Source organism: Microcystis sp. M090S1 (genome assembly GCF_020246295.1).
Taxonomy (GTDB): Bacteria; Cyanobacteriota; Cyanobacteriia; order Cyanobacteriales; family Microcystaceae; genus Microcystis; species Microcystis aeruginosa.
The window spans coordinates 1-23,655 of the sequence record NZ_JADBTF010000312.1; the positions used below are offsets into that span (position 1 = coordinate 1).

The following is a 23,655-nucleotide window of genomic DNA, read 5'->3' on the forward strand; positions in this document are numbered from 1 at the left end:
ACGGCATCAGCGAAGGTAATCGAGAACCGAGGAAAAAATGCGGTCGGACTGACCGTGTTAGAAAACGCTCGCGGAGGCGATCTGACGGGGATCGACCGGGTTAAACCAGGTCGATCTAGTTAAAAGCCTAAGAACCGAGAACCCCCCGCTACACCGCGCGAGCGGTTAGCGGGGGAGAGTCAATGTCTTGTATTTGGAGAAAGCTTGTGGATTTATCGCGCATTCCTGCCCAACCGAAACCCGGTTTAATTAACGTTTTAGTGGAAATTACCGCCGGCAGTAAGAATAAATACGAGTTTGATAAGGATTTAAACGCCTTTGCTCTCGATCGCGTTCTCTATTCTTCGGTACAATATCCCTGTGATTATGGTTTTGTTCCCAATACCCTCGCCGATGACGGCGATCCTTTAGATGGTATGGTGATCATGGATCAGCCTACTTTCCCCGGCTGTGTGATTACGGCGCGCCCTATTGGTATGTTAGAAATGATCGATGGTGGTGATCGCGATGAAAAAATTCTCTGTGTTCCCGCTAAAGACCCTCGTTATGCTGAGGTAAAATCCCTCAAAGATGTCTCTCCCCATCGCTTGCAGGAAATCGCCGAGTTTTTCAAAACCTATAAGAATCTAGAGAAAAAAGTCACAGAAATTCTCGGTTGGAAAGATGTGGACGCAGTAACCGCTTTAGTTGAACAGTGTATTGCTGCTTATAAGTAAGGTTTGCGGCAAAAAGTTTGTTGGTGGGGTTAGTTATCAGTTATCAGTTATCAGTTATCAGTTATCAGATGTGAGTTTTCAGTTCACTGATTACTGTTTACTGTTTACTAATCACTGAAAAAAGCTTCTCCCTACACCCCACACCCCACACCCCACACCCCACACCCTACACCCCAATTTATGCGAATAGAAACCTTAAAATCGGGTTTAATCGTCTCCTGTCAAGCGCCAGTGGAGTCATCTCTGCACGATCCTGTAATTATTGCCGCCATGGCTCATGCTTGCGTGGATAGGGGTGCTTGTGGGGTCAGAATTGATAGTCCCACTCATCTGAAAGCCACCCGTCAACAATTGCCGGATATACCGATAATTGGGCTGTGGAAACGCAATTATCGCGATTGTTCGGTATATATTACTCCCAAATATCAAGATGCTCTCGCTATTGCCGATGCGGGTGCCGATATAATTGCCTTGGATGCTACCCCAAGAAAGCGTCCTAATGATGAAAATTTAGCCACAATTATCGATCGTATTCATCAGGAAACTGGTAAATTAGTCATGGCAGATATAGACTCGATCGAAAGTGCTATTTATGCCGTGGCAGCCGGTGCTGATATTGTCGGTACAACTCTTTACGGTTACACAGAAGCAACTAAAAATCTGCCACCGCCGAGTTTTTCTTTCCTAGAAGAATTAGTTAATAAGTTATCAGTTCCTGTTATCTGTGAAGGAGGAATATCGACTCCAACAGAAGCCAAAAAAGCCCTCGAAGTTGGTGCATATTCGGTAGTTGTTGGCACGGCAATTACAGGGATTGATTTAAAAACTACCGCTTTTTTACAAGAAATTTTATCAAAAGATTAATGGGAGGGAAAAAAAACAAAAAGTTTAGCCGCACCTCCTAAAATAGCGACAACCAAAGCGATTAAAATCCGCCGGTTTGTGAATTGCTGATAGGCAATCCCTGCGGTCAATCCGTTAATTTTTTCGTTACTACAATAGCCAAAAACCCTTATCCAGCAATGGATAAACCCGTTAACTTTTCTTAACGTACCCATGTTTATTGTAATATTTCTTAATAGACAGGGATGGATCATATTTGCTAAAAAGGAGATCAAGTCAAAAAAAAGAACCCTTGGCAACCTCTCAAAATTACCCGATGATATTATCAAAATTAGCCACAGCAAGAGGATTTAATGGCGAGACTTGTAGGCCTAGTTTAGGACAATTATTAGACTTAGAGAAAGCCTTAGATTTATTAGAGGTTTCCCTGATTTGTACCCAGTAACGGGGCATCAGAAATTCTCTTAATCCCTCCTACAGCACAGGTTATGACCTTGTGTCAAAGGGCAAGTCCAGTAATAAAATGATCAAATTCTAACTGCGCCACCGTAAAATTTGTGCTTTAATGGGGTTGACAAAATCCCGTTTTTCTGCTTGAGATTTTTCGTATTCTTGCTTGAGGCGATAATACCATTTGGCCTGGGTATCGGCATCATCAATTAACATCAAAGCCGGATGATAACTAAGTCCCTCCTGTTGTTTAATCACCACATCGCGATCCTGTTTGAGGAATTGTCGGGTTAAATAACGCAAAAGAGGGGTTAAAAATGCCAACCAAGGAATCGTATAGTATAAACTTTGATGGACTTCGCAGTGATTTTCATCGATGGGAGTAATTGCCGTAAAAGCACAGGCCAAATGGCGATCACCCCGTAGTATTTCTGTACGCACCGAGGGCAATTCAAAAACAATTTCAATCGATACTTTATTACCCAAAATTTTATAGGGTTTCGCACTTACAGGCATATCATAGGGAGCAAGACGAAAACCGAGGGGAACAGGTTCGTATTGTTTTTCTTTGACCCGAAATTGGCGCGGACCGCTGCGCCACCACCAAGAAGTATGAACGTAGGGACCGTGGGCCGGATCCATCAATCCCACCACCGCATGGTCAATATTGCAGTCAAAAGTGATAGTTTCGGCTATTTTGGGGGTAAGTTTGCCAAAATCGGCAATAGTCGGCACAGGAGGCAGATTTTCTTGATTAATTTCTCTTTTTGAGTCTGCCGGAATAAACACCCAGATATGACCTTGTATTTCACGACAGGGATAACTGGTGACGCAAATTCTGCTAATATCAAGGCGATCGTGTTCCGTTAATGAGGGGATCTCAGAACAAACGCCATCGCTAGTATTAAATTTCCAGCCATGATAGCAACAGTACACCCCATCCCCTTCAATCCAGCCATGGTGCAGCGGAATGCCACGATGGGGGCAAATATCCCGCAATGCGAACACTTCTCCATCCTCTCTCCTACCGACAACAATCGGTTCACCTAGCATTTTTTTGGCCATTAGCTGACCGGGTTTAAGTTTATTTGCCGGTGTGGCCACATACCAAAAGTCGCGCAGTAAGCTAGTCATAGGGTTTGTCTGGAGAGCTTCGATCGTTCATCCTATCATCAGAAATGAAGGTTATGACCGGGACTAGGGCAGATAATTTATGGACGTAACTGGATTCGAACCAGTGACCCCATCGATGTCAACGATGTACTCTAACCAACTGAGCTATACGTCCGCACGAATTGTTATTATAACACGATTGCTTCTAATTAGGCAAGCCCCTAGGCAATAAATTGATAGCCAATTAACTTATAAATTAACTTGGCAGTGGTAAATTCCGAGACCACCGAATCACTAATCGGGGCCAATTCCATCACATCACAGCCAATCACCTGATGAGTTTGGAAAAGACGACGGAGAAAGCCTAGGGTTTGATGCCAACTTAACCCCCCCGGTTCAGGTGTTCCCACCCCCGGAATTAAAGCCGGATCTATGCCATCCACGTCTATGGTTAAAAATACCTTCTCGGTGCTAATTTTGGCGATCGCTTTTTCGATCCAATTCGGATCACCGGCGATATCTCGATCCCAAATCACAGGAATCTGCTGTTTAGCGATTAATTCCGCTTCTTCTCGACAAATAGCCCGAATTCCCACGGGTAAAGTCGGTAAACCCATTTCTAACACCCGACGCATCACACAGGCGTGGTTATGGTGCGATCCTTCGTACTCAAAACGCATATCGCCATGGGCATCAATTTGAACCACCGTAAAAGGTTCCGATAAAGCTTGTCGGTAAGCTTGTACTACTCCCGTAGTGATAGCGTGTTCACCCCCGACGGCGACGACAAATTTATCATCGGCAATTAAACGCGAAACTGTAGCTGTGGTGACGGCTAACATCTCCTCGGCGGACAATTGCGGTTGCTGACGGGTATCGGCGATCGCATCATGGGTATAGATGCCCACTTCTAAACAGGTTTCCCTCTTAAGTTCCTCGTCATAGGCTTCCAATTGTTGGGAAGCGGTAATCACCGCCGCCGGCCCGGTTTCACAACCCTTGCGATAGGTGGTGGTGGCCTCGTAGGGAATCGGCAGGATCACGGCCTTAGCTGTGGCGTAAGTGGCGATCGCTTCACTCCCTAAAAATTGTTCGCTACCGGTGGCGCAAGACAATAACATGGGCAAGTCACAGAAAATTTTAGTCCAATCTTCTATTATAAATATTTTGACTATTTTTGTCTATCTCAACTGACTCCAAACGTATCTACTACAATGGCAGAAAACCCTTATCCATCAATGGATACATCCCTCAATTTCTCGCTCAAGATTGGTTTGCTACGGGCGATAATCTGGAAATATTAGCAAAAATAAATTCAGAACGATTTTGCGCCGTTTCAGCGATCACTAAAATTGTTAAGAATTGTACAACCCTCTTGTTATAAGGCTTTTTATGTCATGAAACCTTAAAATGAGAATTGCTGTGGAAATATAGCCATCAGTTAGGCTGCTTCATACTGCTGTAACAAAAAACAATTATCCCCCGATAGCGATCGCTAAAGGTCGAATAATTATAAATTTTTGTCAAGAGGTGCGATCAGATATGGGAATCATCGCTAGAATAGTCCTAAATTGTCAGGAATTTAGTTAAACAAGGTTTTTGGCAAGATGCTAATTTGGCTAACAAGCTTTTGGGCGTGATATCGGGAAAAGTTCTGGCGATCGCGCCTAAATGGGGTGATATACTGAAAGTTGACCCATATCGTTACTCTGGAGAGTGTTATGCAGAAATTTTCCGTGTAATATGTAGTTATGCAGCTTGAACTGTTTGTTTAGACAGCATTCAAGATTAACTCTAGAAGCTCAATTTCCAATTCCTTTGATTCCAGGCATGGGGAAGGATCTAGATTTAATTCATACTGTCTGCTAGAGCTATACTATACATGAAACGAGATTTAAAGGATTTAGGGCTATGGCAGACAAACTTCAATCTGGGGATAATACTAGAATCATTGATACTTCTCAGCAGAACGTTTATGGCATTTCCCAACGTGGAACAGGCATTATCAATCAATCGGAAATTTTTCAGGTGGGTATTGATAAAGCCGCAAAAAGTGTTGTGATGGATAGCGAAGTCGCTAATCTCCTTATCTGGCTTGCAGAGCAGCAAGGTATCAGTCCTGAAGTTGCGTTAAAAAAAGCTGTGGCGATCGCGGCATATATTTATGACATCACAACCAGCCAAGGGGATAAGTTGTTAGTGAAACGCAAAGATAACTCTGTTGGGGAGATTGTTTTGAAGTAAGTATTTCTGGATTGTTGAAATAATGCCAATCGAACCTGAAAAGCAAAAAGCACCTCTCCCTGAATCTTCCTCTGAAGAAAATGGCACTCCTGATCTTCCAAATGATGAAATGATTAAGCGTTATGTTCAGACTCAAGAGGTTGATATTAAAAACTTGTTGCCATCTCAGGTGGAAACGGGTATTAAGCTTGAAGAGAGACAGGAGACGACTCGCTCACAATTAGCGACTTTTTTGATAAAAATCTTAGCAGGAACCTTAACTGCAAGTTTTGGATTAATCATAATTCTGACAGTTATGTCGGGTTTTATAGATGAAAAGAAGATAGAGTCATTCGATAAGACAAGTTCATTGGTGAAAGATTTAATCACATTTATATTGACCGCTCAGACAGGTTTAATTGGTACAGCCCTTGGTTTTTACTTTGGCTCTAGAGGTAATAATGCAGATTAATTAATCTGAGCGCAATCGCCGATATTGTAGGGTGCGTTCATGAAATGTAACGCATCTTATTTTTGCTTATGTAAACAGTAATTTGAATACGATGACAATTTTTTAGCTAGACTAGAATAAATTATTGCGCTATGCAATTAAATTATACCTTTCAATCTAGGAGCAGCCATGCTAGACACAGCAACTCTTGAACGACGCTTGATAACCCTTGAACAAGTGCGATCGCTATCACTGTAGGGTGCGTTCCCTAATGCAACTTCTACCGCTCCACTAATAGATTTTGGGGGAACGCACCATGCACATTGATTGGCTGTAAGAACGATTTCTGCAAAGACTGTGAAATTGAAGGCTCTTGTGCAGGTCAGTGTCAAGTCACTTTGGAGTCTTCCAGAAATGACAGTCAATTAGTTGCAAAAATGTGCGAGTTAATAATTGCAACTACACAGAATTTGGTTGACGAACATCTAGAAGGCAGGTGAAATTCTGTGTTTATGACTAAGAACTAGCTGCCCAAAGCAAAGACACTTCATATTGATTAAATGTTGAATCCGCACTCACAAGTATCATATCTTCTACCTGAGCTTGTGCAATCAGCATTCGGTCAAAAGGATCACGATGATGTAAAGGCAATGCAGCCGCCCGCAAAGCATGAGAAGCATTGATCTCTAACGATCTAGCTCCTAGTTGGGTCATTCGAGTAGAGACATAATTATCTATTTGCTCTGGCAGTGGTAATTTACCGATTGAGACTTTAATTCCCATCTCCCAAACACTGGCAACAGAAAACCACACTTCATTGCTTTCGTTGGCAATTTGTTCAATTACATTCTCACTTAACTTGTCTGGTTGGGCAAACCACCACAGCCAGCATTGTGTATCCAGTAAAAGTCTCACTCCGCACCACCCTCAAATGCTACCAAAATATCTTCTGGTAAAGGAGCGTTAAAATCATCTGGTACGGTAAACATCCCTCGATCTTGTCCTAAACTAGACCGTCGATCTAAAGATGTCCGAAATGGAACAAGTTTAGCAATTGGAATACCTCGGTTTGAAATAACGATTTCCTCTCCGAGTTCCACACGGGACAATAGCCGAGAAAGGTTTGTTTTAGCCTGATGAATGTTTACAGTTTCCATGCTCTTAAAAAACCAAATCTACAAACTAAGTTTAGTTTAGTTGCGGTGATTCTGCAAGGGCAAGTTAGTTTGAAGTGCGATGCCGAAGGCACTGCGTAGCAGTACGCTATCGCTGTAGGGTGCGTTCCCTAATGCAACTTCTACCGCTCCAGCGATCGATTTTTGGGGAACGCACCATGCAGATTTATTGAAGCTGTAAGTCTAAATGCGATGCCGAAGGCACTGGGTAGCAGTACGCCAATCTTGTAGAGACTCAGTAGGATGGGCATTAGCTCATCCTACTGGACTGTTTCAGCTAATTTGGTGTATTAGAAAAATGCTATAAATTCTATAATCTAAGACTTTAAGCCGAAATCTATTGCCCTATTTTAGTTGAAACAGTCCACTACAGACCTGTGAGATATTATAGAGAAGTCTCCAGAAGTCAAATCGCAATCGGGAGTTAGTATATGCAAGCTATCCTTTTAAGTCGTGAAGAAGTTGCTCAACGTGCAGAGAAACTGTACGAAAGCAGAATCCGCCAAGAGGTGGAAGTTGAGGAAAACATTGGCAAGATGGTTATCATTGACATTGAAACAGGTGACTACAAAGTTAATGAAAATGGCTTACACGCTGCTGACTTATTGAGCGAGAAACACCCCCATGCTCGGCTCTTTGGGATCAAAATTGGCTACAACGTTGCTGCCGCTTTTGGTGGGGGTGTTATGGAGCGTGTAGTTAAGTGATTTCAGGTATTGTGGCTAATGGACACCCGATCATCACTATCCCATTTCGGATTCCAAATCGCGCTGACTTTCCGATTGAGTTTGTAGTAGATACAGGATTTACAGATGAGCTTTGTTTACCATCGGAGGCAGTAGCATTACTGAATCTTCCTTTCAGGTACGATATGCGGGCGAATTTAGCAGACAACAGCCAAGAATGCTGCCCCTTCACAAAGCAATTATTATCTGGAATGGTGAGGAGCGAGAAACTCGTGTATTTGCAACAGGGCGGCGACCCCTGGTTGGAACTGCTTTATTAGATAGCCATGAACTTGTGATTCAGTTTACGGAAGGTGGGTTGGTAACAATTGACGAATTGTAGTTCTCAGCATTAGCGCAAACGCAGGCTAACAAGTCGATGAAGCGGACGGATGAGAAATTATTGGTTGTGATGCAAAGGTTATCTGCCGCCGCTTATCTTAGCCGTTATATTGAATCGGTTTTTAATAGCATGATTAACTCCCAATCCAACTTGAAAAACCCGCTCCCTTCTCCACACTGCTGTAACAAAAAACAACTATCCCCCGATAGCGATCGCTAAAGGTCGAATAATTGTCAGTTTTTGTCAAGGGGTGCGGTCAGATCTAGGAATCATCGCTAGAATGAGCCTAATTGTCAGGAATTTAGTTAAACAAGGTTTTTGGCAATAGGCTAATCTGGCTAACAGGCTTTTGGGCGTGATATAGGGAAAAGTTCTGGCGATTGCGCCTAAATAGAGTGATATACCGAAAGTTGACCCATATCGTTACCCCAGAGAGTGTTATACAGAAAGTTTCCGGATAATATGTAGTTATGTTTTCAAGAAAAGAGAAGAGAAGAAATGTTATCAAAACTTCTAAGTAAAGCTGTACAAAAAGCTCAAGAACTACCAGAAGCAATTCAAGACGAACTGGCAGAGCAGTTTATTGAAGACATCGAAAATGAAATCAAATGGCAAGAAACATTATCTAAACCCCAAGACAGCTTAATTCTCAAAGAACTTGCTCAGAAAGCTATTGCGGATTCAGAAAACGGACAGACTGAAGAAATGGGATTTGATGATCTATGAAGTCGGAACTAAATCCAGATTTCGTCGGCTTATTTCAACAGCTACCAGAAAGAGTGAAAAGAACAGCCAGAAAAAATTACAAGTTATGGAAAGATAACCCCAGTCATCCCAGCTGAGAATTTAAGGAGGTCAATCAAGAAGACCAGATCTGGTCAATCAGAGTCGGTATAGGTTGGAGAGCGCTAGGAAAAATCAAGAATAAGAATGTAATTGTTTGGTTTTGGATAGGCTCTCACCCAGAGTATGACAAATTGTTAAAGAAGTTGTGAACCAAGAAACATAACAAATCACCGCACCCGAAATAATAGTGAAATTTTGTGACAAAGTGCAGTCATATCTAAGAATCTTTGCCATAATTCTGGAAAGCTTCTGTGATAAGTTTCCTTAAAGGAGATTGTTTGCAGTAAGCTAATCTGGCTAACACGCTTTGGGGGTGATATAAGGAAAAGTTCTGGCGATTGCGCCTAAATGGAGCGATATACCGGAAGTTGACCCATATCGTTACTCTGGAGAGTTTTATACAGAAAGTTGACCTATAATATGTGGTTAGGCGGCATGAAAGCACTATCACTCGTCCTACTCCTATCTCTTGCCACTCCCCTTACGTTAGCGCGTGAGGGCACTGTGCTTGAGAGCGAAATTTCGCTAGGTGGGATCGCGATCGGGGATTCGCCAAGCGAGGTCACAAATAAACTTGGCTTACCGTTACGCAAGGTAGAAGAATTAGGGTTTCTGAGTCTCCACTATTACTATCCTCAAGTGCGAGTCTCGTTTAGTGAAAATGTGGTCGCCGAGTTGTATAGCGACAATCCAGCAGGGTGCACTCCAATGCAGCTATGCCCGGGGGGTCCGTTGGATAAGATGCGTTCTCTTTACGGGCTGCCTGTCATTGCTGACAGGGAGACGGGGCGCTTCTATGAATACGGGGCGGCCGACTCTACTTGCTGGCTTCAGATCCGCTCCAAGGGCAAAAGGATCTCATCAATCGCAGTGGTGTGTCTGCCGTGACGCTGAGGTTTATTTATTATGGGCTGGAGAAATAGACGAAATTGATAATAAAGCAAGGATAAGGAAAGGTAATCTTTCAGAAAGATTAGATCATGTAAAAATAAAGCTCATGTCTGAGACCTAAGTAAAGGACAAAAAGCTTGAAAAGTAGTGCGATCGCCGATCTTGTAGGGTGAGTTAATGGAATGTAACGCACCTTATTTTTATTGCTTGTCCTTCTGTATCCCATAGGATACACTTAAGGCATGATTGAAATTCGCCAGACCGAAACCTACTCTCAGTGGTTTAGCAATTTGCGGGATCGCCAAGCAAAAGCACGTATAGACATTCGTGTTCGTCGCCTGTCTATGGGCAATCCAGGCGATGTTAAACCAGTAGGAAAAGGTGTATCGGAACTGCGGATCGATTATGGCCAAGGCTATCGGGTGTATTTCATTCAGCGAGGCGAGACCTTGATCATCCTCTTGGCAGGAGGAGATAAGCAAACTCAAGAACGGGACATCAAAACAGCATTAAATTTAGCACAAGACTTATAGGAGATTTTCATGGCTACTATCCAAACCTATCCTTGGGATGCGGCAGAACATCTCGAAACAAAAGAAGATATAGCTGCATATCTTGAAGCAGCTCTTGAAGATGGCGATCCAAGCTTAGTGGTAGCAGCATTAGGTGATATTGCTCGATCTAAAGGGATGACACATATTGCCCGTGAAACAGGGTTGGGGCGTGAAAGTCTCTATAAAGCTTTGTCAATCGAAGGCAATCCAGAGTTTGCCACAGTTCTTAAGGTCTTACAATCACTTGGGTTACGCCTCCAAGTCGTACCAATTGCCTAACTTCACCGTTATACTGAATCGGTTTTTAATAGCATGATTAACTCCCAATCCCACTGGAAAAACCCGATTCCTTCCCCCCACTTTCCACTCCCCCATACCTGTTAAACGGGATTTAGGATCAGAGCGATCGCTAGATGAAAGGTTAAGTAATGTTAAGATCATAATTCTTCATGAAGAAAGCGCACGATCGCCGAGTAACTGTAGTCAAAAATACCAAATTTTGCCCCAGTCACAATACAGTAGGGATCAAGCGCATTCGATCGAAGCAAGAATTTTCTCCCCAGTATCTATGAATCAATCAGAAAGTTGCGGTAAGGTCTATCTCGTCGGTGCGGGTCCCGGAGATCCCGGTTTGTTGACCTTAAAAGCGAAAGTTCTCCTAGAAAATGCCGATGTTGTCCTCTATGATGCCCTAGTTAGCCCCTCGATTCTAGCCATGATTAACCACCGGGCCGAACAAATCCATGCGGGTAAGCGTCGCGGTCGTCATTCTCTGGTACAGGAGGAAATCACCGCTTTACTGATCGAGAAGGCCCAGACTAATGCCGTGGTTGTTCGTCTCAAAGGAGGTGATCCCTTTGTTTTCGGTCGCGGGGGTGAAGAAATGCTTGATCTGATTGCGGCCGGAATTAGCGTCGAGATCGTGCCGGGGATCACTTCAGGAATTGCCGTGCCTGCCTACGCTGGTATTCCCCTCACCCATCGCAATTATAGTTCTTCCGTTACCTTCGTCACCGGCCACGAGATGGCGGGTAAATATCGTCCTCAAGTTAACTGGTCAGCGATCGCCCATGGTGCGGAAACAATTGTTGTTTATATGGGTGTGCATAATTTACCCTATATTATCGGCGAGTTAACCAAGGCCGGCAGAAGTCCAGAAACACCGATCGCCCTGATTCGCTGGGGAACAACACCGCAACAACAGCAGTTAATCGGTACTTTCACCACGATTATGGACCAGATCGAAGCCACCGGCTTTGAAGCCCCGGCGATCGCTGTTATCGGGGCGGTGGTGGACCTTCACGATCTCTTGCAAGCGGGACAACCTTTGCTATCGAGGACAATCCCCCCTACACCCATTTCTCTCTGATTCGGTTTCCATGCGTCAATATCAAAAATCCCTGACAATTGCCACCAGTCCCAAGAATTTCCATCGTCTCACTGCCCCCATAGAGGCGATCGTGGCTGAATCGGGCATAACGACGGGATTATGCAGTATATTTGTCTGTCACACCTCCGCTTCCTTGCTGATCCAAGAAAATGCCGATCCCGATGTTCTCACCGATTTGGCCAATTTCTTCGCTAAGTTAGTCCCGGAAGATAGCAGTCTCTACTATCACTCTACCGAAGGGCCAGACGATATGCCCGCTCACATTCGCTCGGTGCTAACCCGGACATCGGAACAAATCCCGATCGCTAGAGGTAAATTAGTTTTAGGGATCTGGCAAGGTATCTATCTCTGGGAACATCGTCAGAGTCGTCACCAAAGGCAAGTGGTGGTTCATATCACGGGGGTCTGAAGCTTTGCGTATAGTTTTGTAATAGAAACTTTACTCGTACCCCTCATCGGAGTAAGATTTTTTCCGTGTACGATCAAATTGTTCGCTTTTTGAACAAAGAACTTCATATTTCGTAACAAAAGGAAACAATTTATGCGAAAATTGTTCGCTCTGGCCCTGGTGCTATCTCTCTGGTTCACCTTTGCCGCTCCAGCGTCGGCTGATTTGTCTAATCTGACCCCTTGTAGCGAAAATCCCGCTTTCCTACAAAAAGCGAAGAGTTTCCGCAACACCACTCCTGACCCCGAATCGGGAGCCAAACGCGCTCAAACCTACTCCCAAGCTCTCTGTGGACCCGAAGGCTATCCTCACCTAATTGTTGATGGTCGTTGGGATCACATGGGCGATTTCTTTATCCCTAGCATCCTATTCCTGTACATTGCCGGTTGGATCGGTTGGGTTGGTCGGGCCTATTTAATCGCCGTGCGCGACAGCAAAGATGCCGAAATGAAGGAAATCATCATCGATGTTCCCCTCGCTCTGAGCAAAATGTTAACGGGGTTCCTCTGGCCGTTGGCGGCTTTACAAGAAGCCACTTCCGGTAAATTAACCGTTAAGGATTCGGAAATTACTGTTTCCCCTCGTTAATTTTTGTGTCAAACCCTTGACTTTTTATTCCCTAGGAGAACTCAGATGGAAGGACTTACTAAATTTCTCTCGTCCGCACCCGTGTTAATTATGGCGCTGCTGACTTTCACCGCCGGGATTTTAATCGAATTTAATCGCTTTTATCCCGATCTCTTATTCCACCCGCTAGGTTAAAGGCAATCTCAGGTGATTAAAGGGGATACAGAGTCCACTGTATCCCTTTTTAAGGGCAACGATCGGAGGGACTGGGGGAATATTAAGAAAAGAAAGGCACTGGAGACGACAGGCTCTAAAAATCGATAAGATACAGGTGTCTGCAACCACAGAGGTGGGACAAACCATGCTGTTAGATAGAGATTTGATGCTAGGAAAGCGTCTGCGGTATCAAGAATTACAAGAAAAATTAAAAGAGATTTGGCAGGGAGAAAACGTTCCCGAATCGGATGAATGGGATTATGATATCCTAGTTGTCCCTTCTTTTAGTATCGATCAGAGAGTCGGTCAAAAAGTAGCGGGTTTTTTACATTACGAAGAAAGATTATTATTTTCTCTGATTCGGTTGCGACACCCGAAAACTCGTTTAATCTATGTAACAGCGCAGCCACTTTCGCGGATGGTGATTGATTATTACCTGCAATTGTTGCCCGGGATTCCTTTTTCCCATGCTAATAATCGTCTGTTATTACTGACAACTCACGATAACTCTTTTCAACCTTTAACCCAAAAAATTCTGGAAAGACCGCGCTTAGTAGCAAGAATCCGGCAAGCGTTGCGTCGAGATCGTGCCTACATGGTTTGTTTTAATTCTACTAATTTAGAGCGAGAATTGTCTTTACAATTAGATATTCCTTTATTTGCCTGTAGTCCAGACTTATTGTATTGGGGTTCTAAAAGTGGCAGTCGCGAGATTTTTGGTCAAGGCAATATTCCCCATCCTGACGGTAGTTTACAGGTAAATACGGTCAAGGATTTGTTATACGAAGCCGCTAGTTTGTGGTCTCGTCAACCGCGACTAAAACGCATGGTAGTTAAATTAAATGAGGGGTTATCGGGAGAAGGAAATGCAGTTTTAGATTTACGTCCTTTAGCGGAAATTGTTGATAGTAACAGCCTAGATTTAAGCGAGAGAATCAATCTCTTGGCCAAACAATTAGAGAAGATGAGTTTTCAAGCAAGGGATGAAAATTGGGACAGTTTTTCTGGCAGAATTGCTGAATTAGGGGCAATTGTCGAAGCTTTTATTGAAGGAGAAGAAAAGCGATCGCCGAGTGTGCAAGGTTATATTACACCCACGGGAGAAGTAAATATTCTTTCCACTCACGATCAAATTTTAGGCGGTTCCGATGGTCAAATTTATCTAGGTTGTCATTTTCCTGCCGATGAAAATTATCGCCTACAATTACAGGAATTAGGCCTAAAAATAGGGGAAATTCTGGCAGCAAAGGGAGCAATTGAACGCTATGGAGTTGATTTCGTCGCTGTCAAAAATCCAGAAACTTTAGTCTGGGATTTACAGGCGATCGAAATTAATCTGCGAAAAGGAGGAACCACCCATCCTTTTATGACTTTGAAGCTTTTAACTAATGGTAAATACGATCAAGAAACTGGATTATTTTTCAGTCAACCTCACCAAGAAAAGTATTATATTGCCTCCGATAATCTCCACAAACCCCAATACAAAGGTTTACTTCCCGATGATTTAATGGATATTATTGCTAAACATCACTTGCATTTTGATAGTAGCAGTAAAACAGGAACAGTTTTTCATCTCATGGGTGCGCTGTCGGAATTTGGTAAATTAGGGTTAACTTGTATCGGCAATTCTAGTGAGGAAGCTGCGGCAATTTATCAGCGTGTGGAACAGGTGTTAGATTGGGAAACAGAGCATAGTTCCATAAATTTAGGTTATTATTATTCTGGATTACCGATTACTTGGATATAACTAGACTGATTTACTGGGTATAATTTTTTGTTTCAGAGATTTAATCATCCAAGCAGGCAGTTCTAAAAATTGATAGATAGCTAGATTCCAAAGATAGCCATACTGAGGGAATTTTCTTAATAACATAACTTCCGATAAAAAGTAAAATCGCCAAGTTCTTTGGTATTCAGGAGGATTATCTTCAATTCGTATTTGTTCGGGAGACTTCGGCATCCAGTGACCGATTACTCGCTCTTTTTCAAAATATTTAGCCTGAATATATAAACCTAGTAATCTATCTAAACACCAAAAAGGAATATATTTAATCGGACCAAATAAGTTCATGAGATTAGTAATTTCTATCGTCGCTACTTGCACAAGTTCACTTTTCCAAACTTTTTTATCAAAATTTTCTAAATGGGGACCATTTTGATCGCGACGTTGATTGACAAAAACTTGGGGATTAAAAGGATTATCTAAAGGAGCGATCGGTAATTCTAATAAATAATTATTCTCTTTAAATAAGTTACTATTATTTTCTCTTCTGCTACAGATAGCTAAACTTTTTACATCGGGAATTGTTGGCCAAGGACTCTCTAATTTTTCTCGTTCACCGTAGGGAAATTCACATCTGGCTAATCGCAATACCCAACTATTGGGGAAGCGTTCAAAATAGTCTTTAACTAAGGTGACGATCTCCGGGTGTAAATATTCATCGCAATTGATTGTGAGAATATAAGTACCTCTGGCATTTAAAAATCCTGTACTTCTTTGAATAATTTCACCTCGTAAAGCACAGACAATCTGTTTCATGCGTGGATCATTGACTGGGGAAGGTTTAACACCGGGAGGATGAACTAAAATAAATTCTATGTCTCCCTTGACTTTCAATAATTCTCCTAGCCAATATTCGCCAAATCCCTCGCGCATCGGGATAATGATCGATAGAAAAGTATTAGACATAAATTAACTCTTTAGATTTGCCTGTGATTTATCAAAGTTGTCTTGACTGCGATGCACTTAACTGGTTTAAATAGCTTCTAAATATTTGCTATCGAGCAGAAATGAGCCTCGATCGAATTTTACACCCCAATAACCCCCCGGCCGGCGATCGATCACCGTGCCGATATCGTCGATATTGAGTAGCTCCGGCGGCCGTAACATAGGCATGGGATCGGCGGTTTTCAGGTAAGGGGGAATGGCAATCAGACGGACTTTTCCCCCGATGCTAATTTCACTCATGGTACTGACTAGATGCGATCGTGACATCGTATCTCAACTTAGCATATTTCAAATCATTCTCAAGATAGATTCCCTAGGGAATAGGTATTCTGTAAGCTGTTGCCATCCGCCTTTGGCGTTGGGTTGGGGTGTTGCCTGACCTAGCGGCGAGGGGATAATCGCAATACGAAATCTGCTGGAGCAATAATCATGAAAATCACTCATAAACTTTTGTTTTCTTCCTGGCTCTTACTGGGTGTCACGGTAGCCCCATCCCAGGTATTGGCAGGACCATTTAACTCACCCGGTCCCTTTGTCAATCCCGTGGTAGATGGAGTACCATTACCCCCTCAAGTTCCAGGAAAGGAGTACTCTGAAGATCCAGACAGGAATGGAAATCCCTCACATACCGCTAATCCTGGTCAAGTAATTGCCTGGGATGGCACAGGTGGGACAACCAACACGAGTAACTTTTTCGGTCTTTGGAATCCTCAATCTGGCACTGCAGCACCCGATCCTTTCCAGGTCGATGCTTTGGCCAACAAGAAGGATTTACTCTTCTATGAAGTGATCGAAGATGAAGTTACACTCGTGTTTTCGACTGGGTTGCCCGGAGGACCGCGCACCGATTACGATAACTACATCTTCTATGAACGTCCTAACTTTAAAGTACTTTTGCCTTCCCCGTACAAAAAGATAGGGGTGTGGGCGACACCAGCACAGATCAACCAAGTTGAACCAAATAACGTGGAAGGTTTAGAACTTTGGGCACCGGTTAAAGATGCGACAGTGCCTTTAGAACAGAGAATCAACAGTGTGCTGCTACAAGGTCCTGAAGTGCCTGTAGATGATGCTAACCGTTACTCCCTTTTCGGCGATCCTCTGTGTAGTGTATTCAAGAGTAATGGGGATTGTCTCTTCCTGAAAGCGAATATCGCCGGTGCAATCACCCCTCTTTTTCCCGGTTTAGATATCACTTCTGCGAAGATCGACCTTGATGGACTGATGACATGGGAAAACGACATCCTCTTTAGCCTCAAGCCAATCGATGGAAACAACGATGGCATTATTACTGACAACGATCCCTCAAAAGACTTAGATGGTGGGGAGATCTTTGTTTGGCGATCAACTGAATCTTCAGCGAAGTTTCTCATTCACGGTGGACACGTCTGGGATACAGTTTTCAATGTCAAGGACACGGTAGAGTTCTGGACGGGATTAAGACCAGGAACTGAGAACATTGACGCACTCGAAGCTGTCGCTGTCCATACTCCCGAACCCTCTACATTCCTCAGCTTATTAACCCTTGGATCGTTAGGTGCAGCTTCAACCCTGAAGCGCAAACTAAAATCCTCTAAATCCGACTAAAACAAAACCATAAAAGTAGGCTAAATTGCTTACCAGAGTATAATTAATGCCCCTTCATTCAGTCAGTTGAGGGTGTGTTTTTTGTCCATGTTTCTATTCATTAATTTTTATTAATTAATCGATCACAAGTATTTTTTTGTGATACAATGGGGGCGGTTAATACAAATATCGTAAATTTTAATGACTATTGTGATTCCCAACGAAATTATACAAGCAACAGGAAAAAACGAGCAACTGTTGCAACTAGAACTGGCAATCATTATGTTTAGAGATTATCATATCAGTAGCGCAAAAGCGGCTGATTTTGCCAACTTATCTTTAATTGAATTTCGTCAAGAAGTCGCCAAGAGGAATATTTGTGTAAATTATGATAGTGTAGATTGGCAACAAGAATTACAAACCTTAAAAACCTTAGGTGATCTGTGATTGTTGTTAGTAACACCTCTCCGATTACCAGTTTAGCTGCTATCGGCTATCTTAACTTGCTCCATGATATCTATGGAACAATTATTATTCCAGTGGCTGTTTATGAAGAAATGACAGGATTAGGTTATTCATTTCCTGGCACTATTGAAGTTCAAACCCTATCCTGGATAGAAAAGCGAGAGTTAGAGAATCGGTTATTATTAGAAGAATTACAAAAGGAATTACACCGAGGAGAATCAGAAACGATAGCTTTAGCGATTTCTTCAAATGCTGATAGAGTAATTATAGACGAGAACCCTGGCAGAAAGAAAGCAATTAGTTTAGGATTGAATGTTATTGGAATTTTAGGTATTTTATTAATTGCCAAAAGAAGAAGATTAATTCCTACTATTCAGCCGTTAATGGATGATTTGATTTTTAAAGCAGGTTTCCGTGTTAATCAAATATTGTATTTAGACATATTAAAAACAGCGCAAGAAATTGATGAAAACCAATAACTAAAGCCTTCAAAATCTTCTTATTTAATTGTTGCTAACTAATTGAAAACAAGAGCGTTTTTTGTGGTAGAATAGTCGGTCTAGTGTAAATATAGTAAAAGTTGAAATGTCTATCACCCATATTAATAATCTTCAAGACCAGATTTTGCAGAGTATTAAGACTTTACCGCTAGAAAAACAGCAAAAAGTCCTTGAATTCGCCCAATCCTTACAAAGAAATTCACGTTTTCAGAAATGGGATCATATTTCAGATGCGGAAGCACAATCGTTACAAAATGAATTTGCTCAAGAGGATATTAGCTTTTCAGAAAGTATTTTACCCGATTATTTATCTCACCTTGAACAAGAGGATAAGCAATAAATGCGAGGGGATATTTATCTAGCTGATTTGAATCCGAGTCGTGGTTCAGAACAAGCTGGTATTCGACCTGTTATTATTGTCCCACTGTTGTTGTAATTCCATTAACCAGTAATTTACGTCGCGCACAAATCCCCGTAACAACGGTTATTCCCGCAGGACAGGGAGGCTTAAATCAGGAATCAGTAGCCTTATGTTATCAAATTGTTGTTAAGTAGGTAGGCGTTAAAAATTATCAGATCCCCCCCTTATTAAGGGGGGATTAAAGGGGGGACTAAGGGGGGATCGGCACCCCCCTTATCAAGGGGGGCAGGGGGGATCGAACCTAAAATATATTTTTAATTTAATTATAACCAGCTACTTATTGATAGACAACGACTTCAGCGACAGTTGGGGACACTTTCTTCTAGTTATTTACAGCAATTGTAAGAAGCGATGCGATATACATTAAAAAACCAAAATCTGAATTCCTAGTTGGGGAGAAAAATGTAAGGATTTATTAAATTGTAACTTTTGATACAGTTGTGGGGGGGGGGAATGTGTATAATCCCGTTGTCTCCCTTTGGCGTTGGGTTGGGGTGTTGCCTAACCTAGCGGCGAGGGGATAACCGCACTATTGAGAAGAAAAAAAATGAAAAACAGCATCTCAGCCGCGATTCTTGGAGCGGCTGTAACCACTGCACTCATCGGACTATCTACAAGTCCTGCTCAGGCTGCTCAACTTAGCTTCAAGTTCGACTTTTTAACTTCGGACGGTGATTTATTTAAACTGAATCTGACTACGGAGGACACGCTTACAACGAAAAACGCCCCTTCTTACACTGATCCAATCAGTGGTTTAACTTCTCCAGCTTATACCTTTACAGGTTACAAAATCCTTAACGTGACGGGAACGGAGACTGAAGGCGGCATCACTAACCCTATTACTGCAATACTTCCCGAAGGCTCTGGCGTTTTTAATGCACCTTTCAATGGTGTTCCAACCATAGACCTGATTCCCCACTCGCCGACGGATAACCTTTACAATCCCAATGGTGGCTTTGCTCCAGGAGTGCTTCCAGCCGGGAATACAGCCGGTAAATTTTCGTTTGGAGGTTTAGCTTTCCATGTAGGGGGTACTGTAAATGAAGATTATCAAGTATTCACCCGGTCGGATTTTGGTAGTACCTTCAACCGGCCGGGGCCGGGCTATGACTATGGCGGTTGCCCCGGTAGCTGCCTTGGGGCTATACAAGTTCCTGAACCCTCCTCAACCGCTGGACTTTTAGCTATTGGCTCCTTTGGTGCATTAGGCGCAGCTTCAACCCTGAAACGCAAACTAAAATCCTCCAAAACATCAGAAAAAGAAACCACAAAAGTAGGCTAAATTGCTTCTAAAATACGATAAATGCCCCTTCATTCAGTCAGTTGAGGGGGTTTATTGTATAATAGGGACATAATTAAATCAAGAGGATTTTGGTTATGCAACAGGTGACGATTGAGCTACCCACCACCATAATTAATGCTCTAGCCGCCTACAATCAAGAGCATAAGGTATCTTCTTCTGATACAGTACAAACGGCTATAGAATCATTTTTAATAGCGAAAGGCTATTTATCCAAACCGAAAAAATCTTTTCACTTATCTCCCGCACCCAAAGGAAGTGGCTATACTGACACATCCATCAATCATGACGCTGTTTTAGCCGAATTTACAGCTTGCCTCTATATAGATTAGGATTTGAACAAGCCACTCATTTCACACAAAATTGCTGAGAATCTGCTAATCTGATCAATCCGACAGAAAATCAGTATTTCGCCGCTATAGCAAAAGCTAAACAATTTCCTGATCAAACTATTACTATTGTTGATGCTTTGACTGCTATCATCTCAATCGAATTAGATCTACCTGTTTGGAGCTATGATTATCATTTTGATATAATGCGGGTGAAAGTATGGAGATAACCCTCAAGTGCAAACTAAAACCCTCCAAACCCTCAAAAAAGGAAACCACAAAAGTCTCCTAAAAACCATTAATAAAAAACTTGCGATCGCCTCTTCATTCAGTCAGTTGAGGGGGTATTGTTTTTTTATATATTTTCCTCTTACACATTAGTCGCTCGAAAATGATAAGATAGATATAATAAACCAGATTGAGTCTGAGGAAAAATCAAAAATGCAATTTATTCAGACTAAAGCCAAAATCAAAGATGGACAATTAATTATCGAGCAACCCCATCAAGATTTGCCAACAGACACAGAGATTGAACTTGTTATTATTGTTCCCGATCAAAATGAACAAGTAGAATTTGAACAAGCTCGTACTAAGATGCAAGCTGCATTTAAAGAAGCAGGTATCGACACTGATGAACAGATTTTAGAGCTTATTCGTAAAGTGAAGCAAGAACTATTTCAGGAGCGGTATGAATGAGGAGAATTTTTTTAGATACAAATATTTATATTATTGGTCAATTAAAACCCCTCTCACCACAAGAGCGAATTCTTACATGGTTAGGATATTATACCCCCAATAATCAATCTTCAATCAAAGTTATTATTTCCCAGGAACTCATTAACCAAATTTTACGAGTTGGCAAAAGCAGCCAAAATAGTAGATCAAATCTGGCAGAATCTTAATTGCTTATTTATACCAGAAACGATTGCAATGAAAGCAGAAGCAAGTCAGATAATTGCAGAAAAATTAGTGCCTTCTGAAGATGTTTTTATCTATCTAACTGCCAAATATGGTGCGGCAGAAATCTTTTTGTCTTAAAATCGAGAATTAATCAAAATTATTGCTGATTTTGATTGTTTAACATCAGAGAAATTTCTTGATAAATATCTGCGACAAATGCCCCCTTAATTCAGTCAATTGAGGGGGTATTTTTGGCCTAACTCTCTCAATTCCCATGATTTCAAGGAGTATGGTTTATCCTTTCATCCGATATCTGCTACAATACAGATACAGGAAATAAAATTTTGATCAGTAGGGTAGAAGTCTTTTCCGTTATCTTAGAAGGTAAGCATCATGAAAAATTTAGAAGAAATTAAAGCGATTTTGGGTCAAGTTAAGTCCTTAGTAAAAGAAAAGTATCATGTCAGTGAATTAGGCATTTTTGGAGATTATGTAAAAGGAGAAGTGCAGGAAAATAGTCAAGTTAATATTCTGATAGATTATACAGAACCGCCTAGTTTACTAGATTTAGTAGATCTGGAATATTATTTAAGTGATTTACTTAAGGTAAAAGCGGATGTTATCAGTAAAAATGGCTTAAAAGGAAGAAGGAGAGAAAGAATTTTATCCGAGGTTATTTATGTATGACACAACGGGAATTTAGAGATTTCTTGCAAGACATTCTAGAGGCAATTTGTCAACTAGAAAAGATGACTCAGGATCTAAGCTTTGCCGAATTTTCAACTAAGATAGAAATATTTCTTTCGGCAGTAAAATTAATTGAAATAATCGGGGAAGCAGTGAAAAATATTCCTGATGAAGTGAGAGTTAATTATCCCAATATTCCTTGGAAAAACATCGCAGGTATGCGGGATAAATTAGTTCATGAATATTGGGCAATTGATGAAAAAGTCGTCTGGAAAGTGATTCAAAACAATCTCCCCCAGCTAAAGAGAATCATTATCAGTATCATTGAGAAATTACAATAAATTTTCCTTCCTCCTTTAAAAACCCACCTCCCCACTTCCCACTTCCCCATTCATAATTATTCCCACTTGCAAGAGTGCCTTTTTGAACCTTTCCCTAAAAAGGTCTTAATTTTAGGGAAATACAGTTAAAGGAATCCATTCGTAGGTGTTGACAATGCCTTGAAAATAATCATTAATAGTTTCTCTGGAATAGGGAACAACCCCGTCTTCACCAAACCAACGTTCATAAATTGTCACCGCTTGTTGTTGGTCACTAACGATCCCTTCCATGAATTTTAATAGGGTATAATTAACCGTATCGCGCCATTTAGAATCATTTTCGGGTAAAGTACAGGCATAGGATTCGTAGGCGTAGGGATAGGAGGGAACTATGGCTAAATTATTGGGATTTTTAGCGCTTTTCCTTAAACCTTCCAGGGTAATGCCATCACTGGCAAAACCATCAATTTCTCCCGTTTCTAGTTTTTGTAAACCCTCGCCACGATTTTTAACTTTGACCAAAATAGCGGCGGGTTGTTGGGTTTTAATTACTGCTTCATTAGTAGTATTGGCAATTACTCCAATGCGTCTGCCTGCCAGGCTACCGATGTCATCGAGATTACTACCTTTGCGGGTGAGTAATTGAGTGCCACTGGCAAAGTAACTAACGGAAAAATCCACTTCATTTTCTCTTTTCCAAGTAAAAGTAGTGGAGCCACATTCGATATCTATCACCCCTGTTTTCAACTTTTCAAAGCGATTTTGGGGAGTAATCTCAACAATTTTTAACTTAATTGGTTTTCCTAACTTCCGTTCGGTTTCCTTGCGAATTAACTCTAACATATCAAGGCTGTAACCCACCCACTTGCCCTGGGAGTTGACAAAACCAAAGGGAATAGCATCTTTACGAGCGCCGGCAGTAATTACCCCAGTTTTTTGAATGCGATCGAAGATTGCTCCGGCAAGGCTAGAATGGTTACTGGTGAGGGTTAAAGCTACTGTCATCGTCATGACGGCAAGTGTACGCTTCATTTTTTTTCCTAATCTGAAAGTGGCTCAAGTCTGGGACTGTTTCAGGAGACTGAGAGTTTCCCAGAGGAAGATTTTTCAGAGGAGATTGCTGGGGACAAAAAAAGAGGAGAGATGTTACTCTCTCCCCCTTTCAGTTTTTTCGACAGCATTTTAAATTGTTTTTTCAGTTGTCGCTGTCGGGCTGAACCACCCTTGCCTTTGTCGTTACGTCCCTGACGGCGGGGGGACTCCCATCGCTTAAGTCGCATAGTTTTTAATTCAAATTTGGTTAGTTATCTGTATTGTAACAGGGTTAGCGTCAGTTTGGGTTAAGGAATTGACATCCTCGCCGCCGTAAAACGGACGGCGATTCCCAAACCTCACGATTTGGGTTTCTGCTTCTTTCCCGAAGGATTTTTCGCACCTGCCTTAACAGATTTACTCTGTTCTGGTCTTATGGTCGCTCTACAGACTGAC

Annotated in this window: 34 protein-coding genes, 1 tRNA gene and 3 pseudogenes; 27 read left to right on the forward strand and 11 right to left on the reverse strand. The window is 42.0% G+C overall.

Annotated features, from left to right (window positions below; translation table 11 throughout):
* The first annotated feature begins 206 nt into the window (after positions 1-206).
* Together IM477_RS13555 and IM477_RS13560 are read left to right on the forward strand one after the other, a co-directional pair.
* Complete coding sequence (locus IM477_RS13555) at positions 207-716, forward strand: inorganic diphosphatase (RefSeq protein WP_004162542.1); 510 nt, start codon at positions 207-209, stop codon at positions 714-716.
* Between the two features lie 180 nt (positions 717-896).
* Positions 897-1,580: an N-acetylmannosamine-6-phosphate 2-epimerase gene (locus IM477_RS13560; RefSeq protein ID WP_287732138.1), complete on the forward strand. Its 684-nt coding sequence runs from the start codon at positions 897-899 to the stop codon at positions 1,578-1,580.
* On the opposite strand, the pseudogene IM477_RS13565 reads toward IM477_RS13560, so the two are convergent.
* Positions 1,577-1,708 (reverse strand): annotated as a pseudogene (locus tag IM477_RS13565) (DUF4164 domain-containing protein); the annotation flags it as partial. The gene IM477_RS13560 and the pseudogene IM477_RS13565 sit on opposite strands and share 4 nt — an antisense overlap.
* Positions 1,709-1,875: 167 nt before the next feature.
* Here IM477_RS13565 and IM477_RS13570 point away from each other — a divergent pair.
* Positions 1,876-2,004 carry a hypothetical protein gene (locus IM477_RS13570; RefSeq protein WP_287732139.1) on the forward strand — a complete coding sequence of 43 codons (129 nt, stop codon included), beginning with the start codon at positions 1,876-1,878 and terminating at the stop codon, positions 2,002-2,004.
* Between the two features lie 89 nt (positions 2,005-2,093).
* On the opposite strand, the gene IM477_RS13575 is transcribed toward IM477_RS13570, so the two are convergent.
* The 3 genes from IM477_RS13575 to speB all read right to left on the reverse strand — a co-directional run bounded on the left by IM477_RS13575 (position 2,094) and on the right by speB (position 4,243).
* On the reverse strand, positions 2,094-3,143 hold the full coding sequence (locus tag IM477_RS13575) for a Rieske 2Fe-2S domain-containing protein (RefSeq protein WP_287732140.1): 1,050 nt from the start codon (positions 3,141-3,143) through the stop codon (positions 2,094-2,096).
* A gap of 80 nt (positions 3,144-3,223) precedes the next feature.
* A tRNA-Val gene (locus IM477_RS13580) sits at positions 3,224-3,297 on the reverse strand.
* 46 nt (positions 3,298-3,343) lie between these two features.
* Positions 3,344-4,243: an agmatinase gene (gene speB, locus IM477_RS13585; RefSeq protein WP_287732141.1), complete on the reverse strand. Its 900-nt coding sequence runs from the start codon at positions 4,241-4,243 to the stop codon at positions 3,344-3,346.
* 790 nt (positions 4,244-5,033) lie between these two features.
* Between speB and IM477_RS13590 the strand changes: the two genes are divergently transcribed.
* Together IM477_RS13590 and IM477_RS13595 are read left to right on the forward strand one after the other, a co-directional pair.
* Entirely contained in the window at positions 5,034-5,366 is a 333-nt protein-coding gene (locus IM477_RS13590; protein WP_052276833.1) for a hypothetical protein, read from the forward strand.
* 22 nt (positions 5,367-5,388) lie between these two features.
* Positions 5,389-5,817, forward strand: coding sequence for a hypothetical protein (locus IM477_RS13595; RefSeq protein ID WP_052276834.1), 429 nt, complete (start codon positions 5,389-5,391; stop codon positions 5,815-5,817).
* Between the two features lie 495 nt (positions 5,818-6,312).
* Here the strand turns inward: IM477_RS13595 and IM477_RS13600 are convergent, their stop codons facing one another.
* Together IM477_RS13600 and IM477_RS13605 are read right to left on the reverse strand one after the other, a co-directional pair.
* Positions 6,313-6,711 carry a type II toxin-antitoxin system VapC family toxin gene (locus tag IM477_RS13600; RefSeq protein ID WP_287664821.1) on the reverse strand — a complete coding sequence of 133 codons (399 nt, stop codon included), beginning with the start codon at positions 6,709-6,711 and terminating at the stop codon, positions 6,313-6,315.
* A complete protein-coding gene (locus tag IM477_RS13605) occupies positions 6,708-6,953 on the reverse strand; it encodes a type II toxin-antitoxin system Phd/YefM family antitoxin (RefSeq protein ID WP_008201147.1) in 246 nt (81 codons plus the stop codon). The genes IM477_RS13600 and IM477_RS13605 overlap by 4 nt, the downstream gene beginning before the upstream one ends.
* A 449-nt stretch (positions 6,954-7,402) precedes the next feature.
* Here IM477_RS13605 and IM477_RS13610 point away from each other — a divergent pair, with 449 nt between their 5' ends.
* From IM477_RS13610 to IM477_RS13635, 6 genes and pseudogenes are all read left to right on the forward strand, one after another.
* On the forward strand, positions 7,403-7,678 hold the full coding sequence (locus IM477_RS13610; RefSeq protein ID WP_193959699.1) for a hypothetical protein: 276 nt from the start codon (positions 7,403-7,405) through the stop codon (positions 7,676-7,678).
* 397 nt (positions 7,679-8,075) lie between these two features.
* On the forward strand, positions 8,076-8,258 hold the full coding sequence (locus IM477_RS13615; protein ID WP_193959697.1) for a hypothetical protein: 183 nt from the start codon (positions 8,076-8,078) through the stop codon (positions 8,256-8,258).
* 279 nt (positions 8,259-8,537) lie between these two features.
* Positions 8,538-8,765: a hypothetical protein gene (locus tag IM477_RS13620; protein ID WP_287659537.1), complete on the forward strand. Its 228-nt coding sequence runs from the start codon at positions 8,538-8,540 to the stop codon at positions 8,763-8,765.
* Positions 8,762-9,034: pseudogene (locus tag IM477_RS13625) on the forward strand (ParE family toxin-like protein). Before IM477_RS13620 ends, IM477_RS13625 begins: the two are co-directional and overlap by 4 nt.
* A 984-nt stretch (positions 9,035-10,018) precedes the next feature.
* Complete coding sequence (locus IM477_RS13630; protein WP_072927249.1) at positions 10,019-10,309, forward strand: type II toxin-antitoxin system RelE/ParE family toxin; 291 nt, start codon at positions 10,019-10,021, stop codon at positions 10,307-10,309.
* Between the two features lie 9 nt (positions 10,310-10,318).
* Positions 10,319-10,609, forward strand: coding sequence for an addiction module antidote protein (locus tag IM477_RS13635; protein WP_002757266.1), 291 nt, complete (start codon positions 10,319-10,321; stop codon positions 10,607-10,609).
* Here IM477_RS13635 and IM477_RS13640 read toward each other — a convergent pair.
* Positions 10,580-10,771, reverse strand: a complete 192-nt coding sequence (locus tag IM477_RS13640; protein WP_287732142.1) for a hypothetical protein — start codon at positions 10,769-10,771, stop codon at positions 10,580-10,582. The two genes, IM477_RS13635 and IM477_RS13640, sit on opposite strands and share 30 nt — an antisense overlap.
* 127 nt (positions 10,772-10,898) lie before the next feature.
* Between IM477_RS13640 and cobA the strand changes: the two genes are divergently transcribed.
* From cobA to IM477_RS13665, 5 genes are all read left to right on the forward strand, one after another.
* Positions 10,899-11,699, forward strand: a complete 801-nt coding sequence (gene cobA, locus IM477_RS13645; RefSeq protein ID WP_287732143.1) for a uroporphyrinogen-III C-methyltransferase — start codon at positions 10,899-10,901, stop codon at positions 11,697-11,699.
* A 10-nt stretch (positions 11,700-11,709) separates the two neighbouring features.
* Entirely contained in the window at positions 11,710-12,129 is a 420-nt protein-coding gene (locus IM477_RS13650) for a secondary thiamine-phosphate synthase enzyme YjbQ (RefSeq protein ID WP_002757262.1), read from the forward strand.
* A 132-nt stretch (positions 12,130-12,261) separates the two neighbouring features.
* The gene (locus IM477_RS13655; protein WP_004163740.1) at positions 12,262-12,756 is read left to right on the forward strand and encodes a photosystem I reaction center subunit III; all 495 of its coding nucleotides are present in this window, start codon (positions 12,262-12,264) and stop codon (positions 12,754-12,756) included.
* Between the two features lie 45 nt (positions 12,757-12,801).
* A complete protein-coding gene (gene psaJ / locus IM477_RS13660) occupies positions 12,802-12,930 on the forward strand; it encodes a photosystem I reaction center subunit IX (protein ID WP_002738148.1) in 129 nt (42 codons plus the stop codon).
* Between the two features lie 166 nt (positions 12,931-13,096).
* Positions 13,097-14,698 carry a peptide ligase PGM1-related protein gene (locus IM477_RS13665; protein WP_287732148.1) on the forward strand — a complete coding sequence of 534 codons (1,602 nt, stop codon included), beginning with the start codon at positions 13,097-13,099 and terminating at the stop codon, positions 14,696-14,698.
* Here the strand turns inward: IM477_RS13665 and IM477_RS13670 are convergent, their stop codons facing one another.
* Both IM477_RS13670 and sipA read right to left on the reverse strand, forming a co-directional pair.
* Positions 14,699-15,640, reverse strand: coding sequence for a glycosyltransferase family protein (locus IM477_RS13670; RefSeq protein WP_287732144.1), 942 nt, complete (start codon positions 15,638-15,640; stop codon positions 14,699-14,701).
* A gap of 66 nt (positions 15,641-15,706) precedes the next feature.
* The gene (gene sipA / locus IM477_RS13675; RefSeq protein WP_002777112.1) at positions 15,707-15,919 is read right to left on the reverse strand and encodes a regulatory protein SipA; all 213 of its coding nucleotides are present in this window, start codon (positions 15,917-15,919) and stop codon (positions 15,707-15,709) included.
* A gap of 189 nt (positions 15,920-16,108) precedes the next feature.
* Here sipA and IM477_RS13680 point away from each other — a divergent pair, with 189 nt between their 5' ends.
* From IM477_RS13680 to IM477_RS13730, 11 genes and pseudogenes are all read left to right on the forward strand, one after another.
* Complete coding sequence (locus IM477_RS13680; protein ID WP_287732145.1) at positions 16,109-17,266, forward strand: PEP-CTERM sorting domain-containing protein; 1,158 nt, start codon at positions 16,109-16,111, stop codon at positions 17,264-17,266.
* 180 nt (positions 17,267-17,446) lie between these two features.
* The gene (locus IM477_RS13685) at positions 17,447-17,692 is read left to right on the forward strand and encodes a UPF0175 family protein (protein WP_002770804.1); all 246 of its coding nucleotides are present in this window, start codon (positions 17,447-17,449) and stop codon (positions 17,690-17,692) included.
* Positions 17,689-18,189 (forward strand): PIN domain-containing protein, encoded by a 501-nt coding sequence (locus IM477_RS13690; protein ID WP_147072781.1) that lies wholly within the window; start codon positions 17,689-17,691, stop codon positions 18,187-18,189. Before IM477_RS13685 ends, IM477_RS13690 begins: the two co-directional genes overlap by 4 nt.
* Before the next feature lie 106 nt (positions 18,190-18,295).
* The gene (locus IM477_RS13695) at positions 18,296-18,550 is read left to right on the forward strand and encodes a hypothetical protein (protein WP_147072783.1); all 255 of its coding nucleotides are present in this window, start codon (positions 18,296-18,298) and stop codon (positions 18,548-18,550) included.
* A pseudogene (locus IM477_RS23110) lies at positions 18,551-18,759 on the forward strand (type II toxin-antitoxin system PemK/MazF family toxin); the annotation flags it as partial.
* Between the two features lie 419 nt (positions 18,760-19,178).
* The gene (locus IM477_RS13705) at positions 19,179-19,913 is read left to right on the forward strand and encodes a PEP-CTERM sorting domain-containing protein (RefSeq protein WP_287732146.1); all 735 of its coding nucleotides are present in this window, start codon (positions 19,179-19,181) and stop codon (positions 19,911-19,913) included.
* A 95-nt stretch (positions 19,914-20,008) separates the two neighbouring features.
* Entirely contained in the window at positions 20,009-20,263 is a 255-nt protein-coding gene (locus IM477_RS13710) for a hypothetical protein (protein WP_002757250.1), read from the forward strand.
* Positions 20,264-20,701: 438 nt separating this feature from the next.
* On the forward strand, positions 20,702-20,956 hold the full coding sequence (locus tag IM477_RS13715; RefSeq protein WP_004162523.1) for a hypothetical protein: 255 nt from the start codon (positions 20,702-20,704) through the stop codon (positions 20,954-20,956).
* A 159-nt stretch (positions 20,957-21,115) separates the two neighbouring features.
* On the forward strand, positions 21,116-21,298 hold the full coding sequence (locus tag IM477_RS13720) for a PIN domain-containing protein (protein ID WP_287732147.1): 183 nt from the start codon (positions 21,116-21,118) through the stop codon (positions 21,296-21,298).
* 255 nt (positions 21,299-21,553) lie between these two features.
* Complete coding sequence (locus IM477_RS13725) at positions 21,554-21,847, forward strand: nucleotidyltransferase family protein (RefSeq protein ID WP_190718341.1); 294 nt, start codon at positions 21,554-21,556, stop codon at positions 21,845-21,847.
* Positions 21,844-22,188 (forward strand): HepT-like ribonuclease domain-containing protein, encoded by a 345-nt coding sequence (locus tag IM477_RS13730; RefSeq protein ID WP_002790755.1) that lies wholly within the window; start codon positions 21,844-21,846, stop codon positions 22,186-22,188. The genes IM477_RS13725 and IM477_RS13730 overlap by 4 nt, the downstream gene beginning before the upstream one ends.
* Before the next feature lie 111 nt (positions 22,189-22,299).
* Here IM477_RS13730 and IM477_RS13735 read toward each other — a convergent pair whose 3' ends face one another.
* Both IM477_RS13735 and IM477_RS13740 read right to left on the reverse strand, forming a co-directional pair.
* Complete coding sequence (locus tag IM477_RS13735) at positions 22,300-23,199, reverse strand: amino acid ABC transporter substrate-binding protein (protein WP_002804821.1); 900 nt, start codon at positions 23,197-23,199, stop codon at positions 22,300-22,302.
* A 41-nt stretch (positions 23,200-23,240) separates the two neighbouring features.
* A complete protein-coding gene (locus tag IM477_RS13740; protein ID WP_012267271.1) occupies positions 23,241-23,447 on the reverse strand; it encodes a hypothetical protein in 207 nt (68 codons plus the stop codon).
* Positions 23,448-23,655: the final 208 nt, after the last annotated feature.

Excerpts from the sequence above, each read along its gene's own strand:
- IM477_RS13560 (WP_287732138.1), top strand. The coding sequence starts at position 897 with ATGCGAATAGAAACCTTAAAATCGGGTTTAATCGTCTCCTGTCAAGCG.
- IM477_RS13570 (WP_287732139.1), top strand. The coding sequence starts at position 1,876 with ATGATATTATCAAAATTAGCCACAGCAAGAGGATTTAATGGCGAGACT.
- IM477_RS13575 (WP_287732140.1), bottom strand. The coding sequence starts at position 3,143 with ATGACTAGCTTACTGCGCGACTTTTGGTATGTGGCCACACCGGCAAAT.
- speB (WP_287732141.1), bottom strand. The coding sequence starts at position 4,243 with ATGTTATTGTCTTGCGCCACCGGTAGCGAACAATTTTTAGGGAGTGAA.
- IM477_RS13590 (WP_052276833.1), top strand. The coding sequence starts at position 5,034 with ATGGCAGACAAACTTCAATCTGGGGATAATACTAGAATCATTGATACT.
- IM477_RS13595 (WP_052276834.1), top strand. The coding sequence starts at position 5,389 with ATGCCAATCGAACCTGAAAAGCAAAAAGCACCTCTCCCTGAATCTTCC.
- IM477_RS13605 (WP_008201147.1), bottom strand. The coding sequence starts at position 6,953 with ATGGAAACTGTAAACATTCATCAGGCTAAAACAAACCTTTCTCGGCTA.
- IM477_RS13610 (WP_193959699.1), top strand. The coding sequence starts at position 7,403 with ATGCAAGCTATCCTTTTAAGTCGTGAAGAAGTTGCTCAACGTGCAGAG.
- IM477_RS13615 (WP_193959697.1), top strand. The coding sequence starts at position 8,076 with ATGAAGCGGACGGATGAGAAATTATTGGTTGTGATGCAAAGGTTATCT.
- IM477_RS13620 (WP_287659537.1), top strand. The coding sequence starts at position 8,538 with ATGTTATCAAAACTTCTAAGTAAAGCTGTACAAAAAGCTCAAGAACTA.
- IM477_RS13630 (WP_072927249.1), top strand. The coding sequence starts at position 10,019 with ATGATTGAAATTCGCCAGACCGAAACCTACTCTCAGTGGTTTAGCAAT.
- IM477_RS13635 (WP_002757266.1), top strand. The coding sequence starts at position 10,319 with ATGGCTACTATCCAAACCTATCCTTGGGATGCGGCAGAACATCTCGAA.
- IM477_RS13640 (WP_287732142.1), bottom strand. The coding sequence starts at position 10,771 with ATGATCTTAACATTACTTAACCTTTCATCTAGCGATCGCTCTGATCCT.
- cobA (WP_287732143.1), top strand. The coding sequence starts at position 10,899 with ATGAATCAATCAGAAAGTTGCGGTAAGGTCTATCTCGTCGGTGCGGGT.
- IM477_RS13650 (WP_002757262.1), top strand. The coding sequence starts at position 11,710 with ATGCGTCAATATCAAAAATCCCTGACAATTGCCACCAGTCCCAAGAAT.
- IM477_RS13655 (WP_004163740.1), top strand. The coding sequence starts at position 12,262 with ATGCGAAAATTGTTCGCTCTGGCCCTGGTGCTATCTCTCTGGTTCACC.
- psaJ (WP_002738148.1), top strand. The coding sequence starts at position 12,802 with ATGGAAGGACTTACTAAATTTCTCTCGTCCGCACCCGTGTTAATTATG.
- IM477_RS13665 (WP_287732148.1), top strand. The coding sequence starts at position 13,097 with ATGCTGTTAGATAGAGATTTGATGCTAGGAAAGCGTCTGCGGTATCAA.
- IM477_RS13670 (WP_287732144.1), bottom strand. The coding sequence starts at position 15,640 with ATGTCTAATACTTTTCTATCGATCATTATCCCGATGCGCGAGGGATTT.
- sipA (WP_002777112.1), bottom strand. The coding sequence starts at position 15,919 with ATGAGTGAAATTAGCATCGGGGGAAAAGTCCGTCTGATTGCCATTCCC.
- IM477_RS13680 (WP_287732145.1), top strand. The coding sequence starts at position 16,109 with ATGAAAATCACTCATAAACTTTTGTTTTCTTCCTGGCTCTTACTGGGT.
- IM477_RS13685 (WP_002770804.1), top strand. The coding sequence starts at position 17,447 with ATGACTATTGTGATTCCCAACGAAATTATACAAGCAACAGGAAAAAAC.
- IM477_RS13695 (WP_147072783.1), top strand. The coding sequence starts at position 18,296 with ATGTCTATCACCCATATTAATAATCTTCAAGACCAGATTTTGCAGAGT.
- IM477_RS13705 (WP_287732146.1), top strand. The coding sequence starts at position 19,179 with ATGAAAAACAGCATCTCAGCCGCGATTCTTGGAGCGGCTGTAACCACT.
- IM477_RS13710 (WP_002757250.1), top strand. The coding sequence starts at position 20,009 with ATGCAACAGGTGACGATTGAGCTACCCACCACCATAATTAATGCTCTA.
- IM477_RS13715 (WP_004162523.1), top strand. The coding sequence starts at position 20,702 with ATGCAATTTATTCAGACTAAAGCCAAAATCAAAGATGGACAATTAATT.
- IM477_RS13725 (WP_190718341.1), top strand. The coding sequence starts at position 21,554 with ATGAAAAATTTAGAAGAAATTAAAGCGATTTTGGGTCAAGTTAAGTCC.
- IM477_RS13730 (WP_002790755.1), top strand. The coding sequence starts at position 21,844 with ATGACACAACGGGAATTTAGAGATTTCTTGCAAGACATTCTAGAGGCA.
- IM477_RS13735 (WP_002804821.1), bottom strand. The coding sequence starts at position 23,199 with ATGAAGCGTACACTTGCCGTCATGACGATGACAGTAGCTTTAACCCTC.
- IM477_RS13740 (WP_012267271.1), bottom strand. The coding sequence starts at position 23,447 with ATGCGACTTAAGCGATGGGAGTCCCCCCGCCGTCAGGGACGTAACGAC.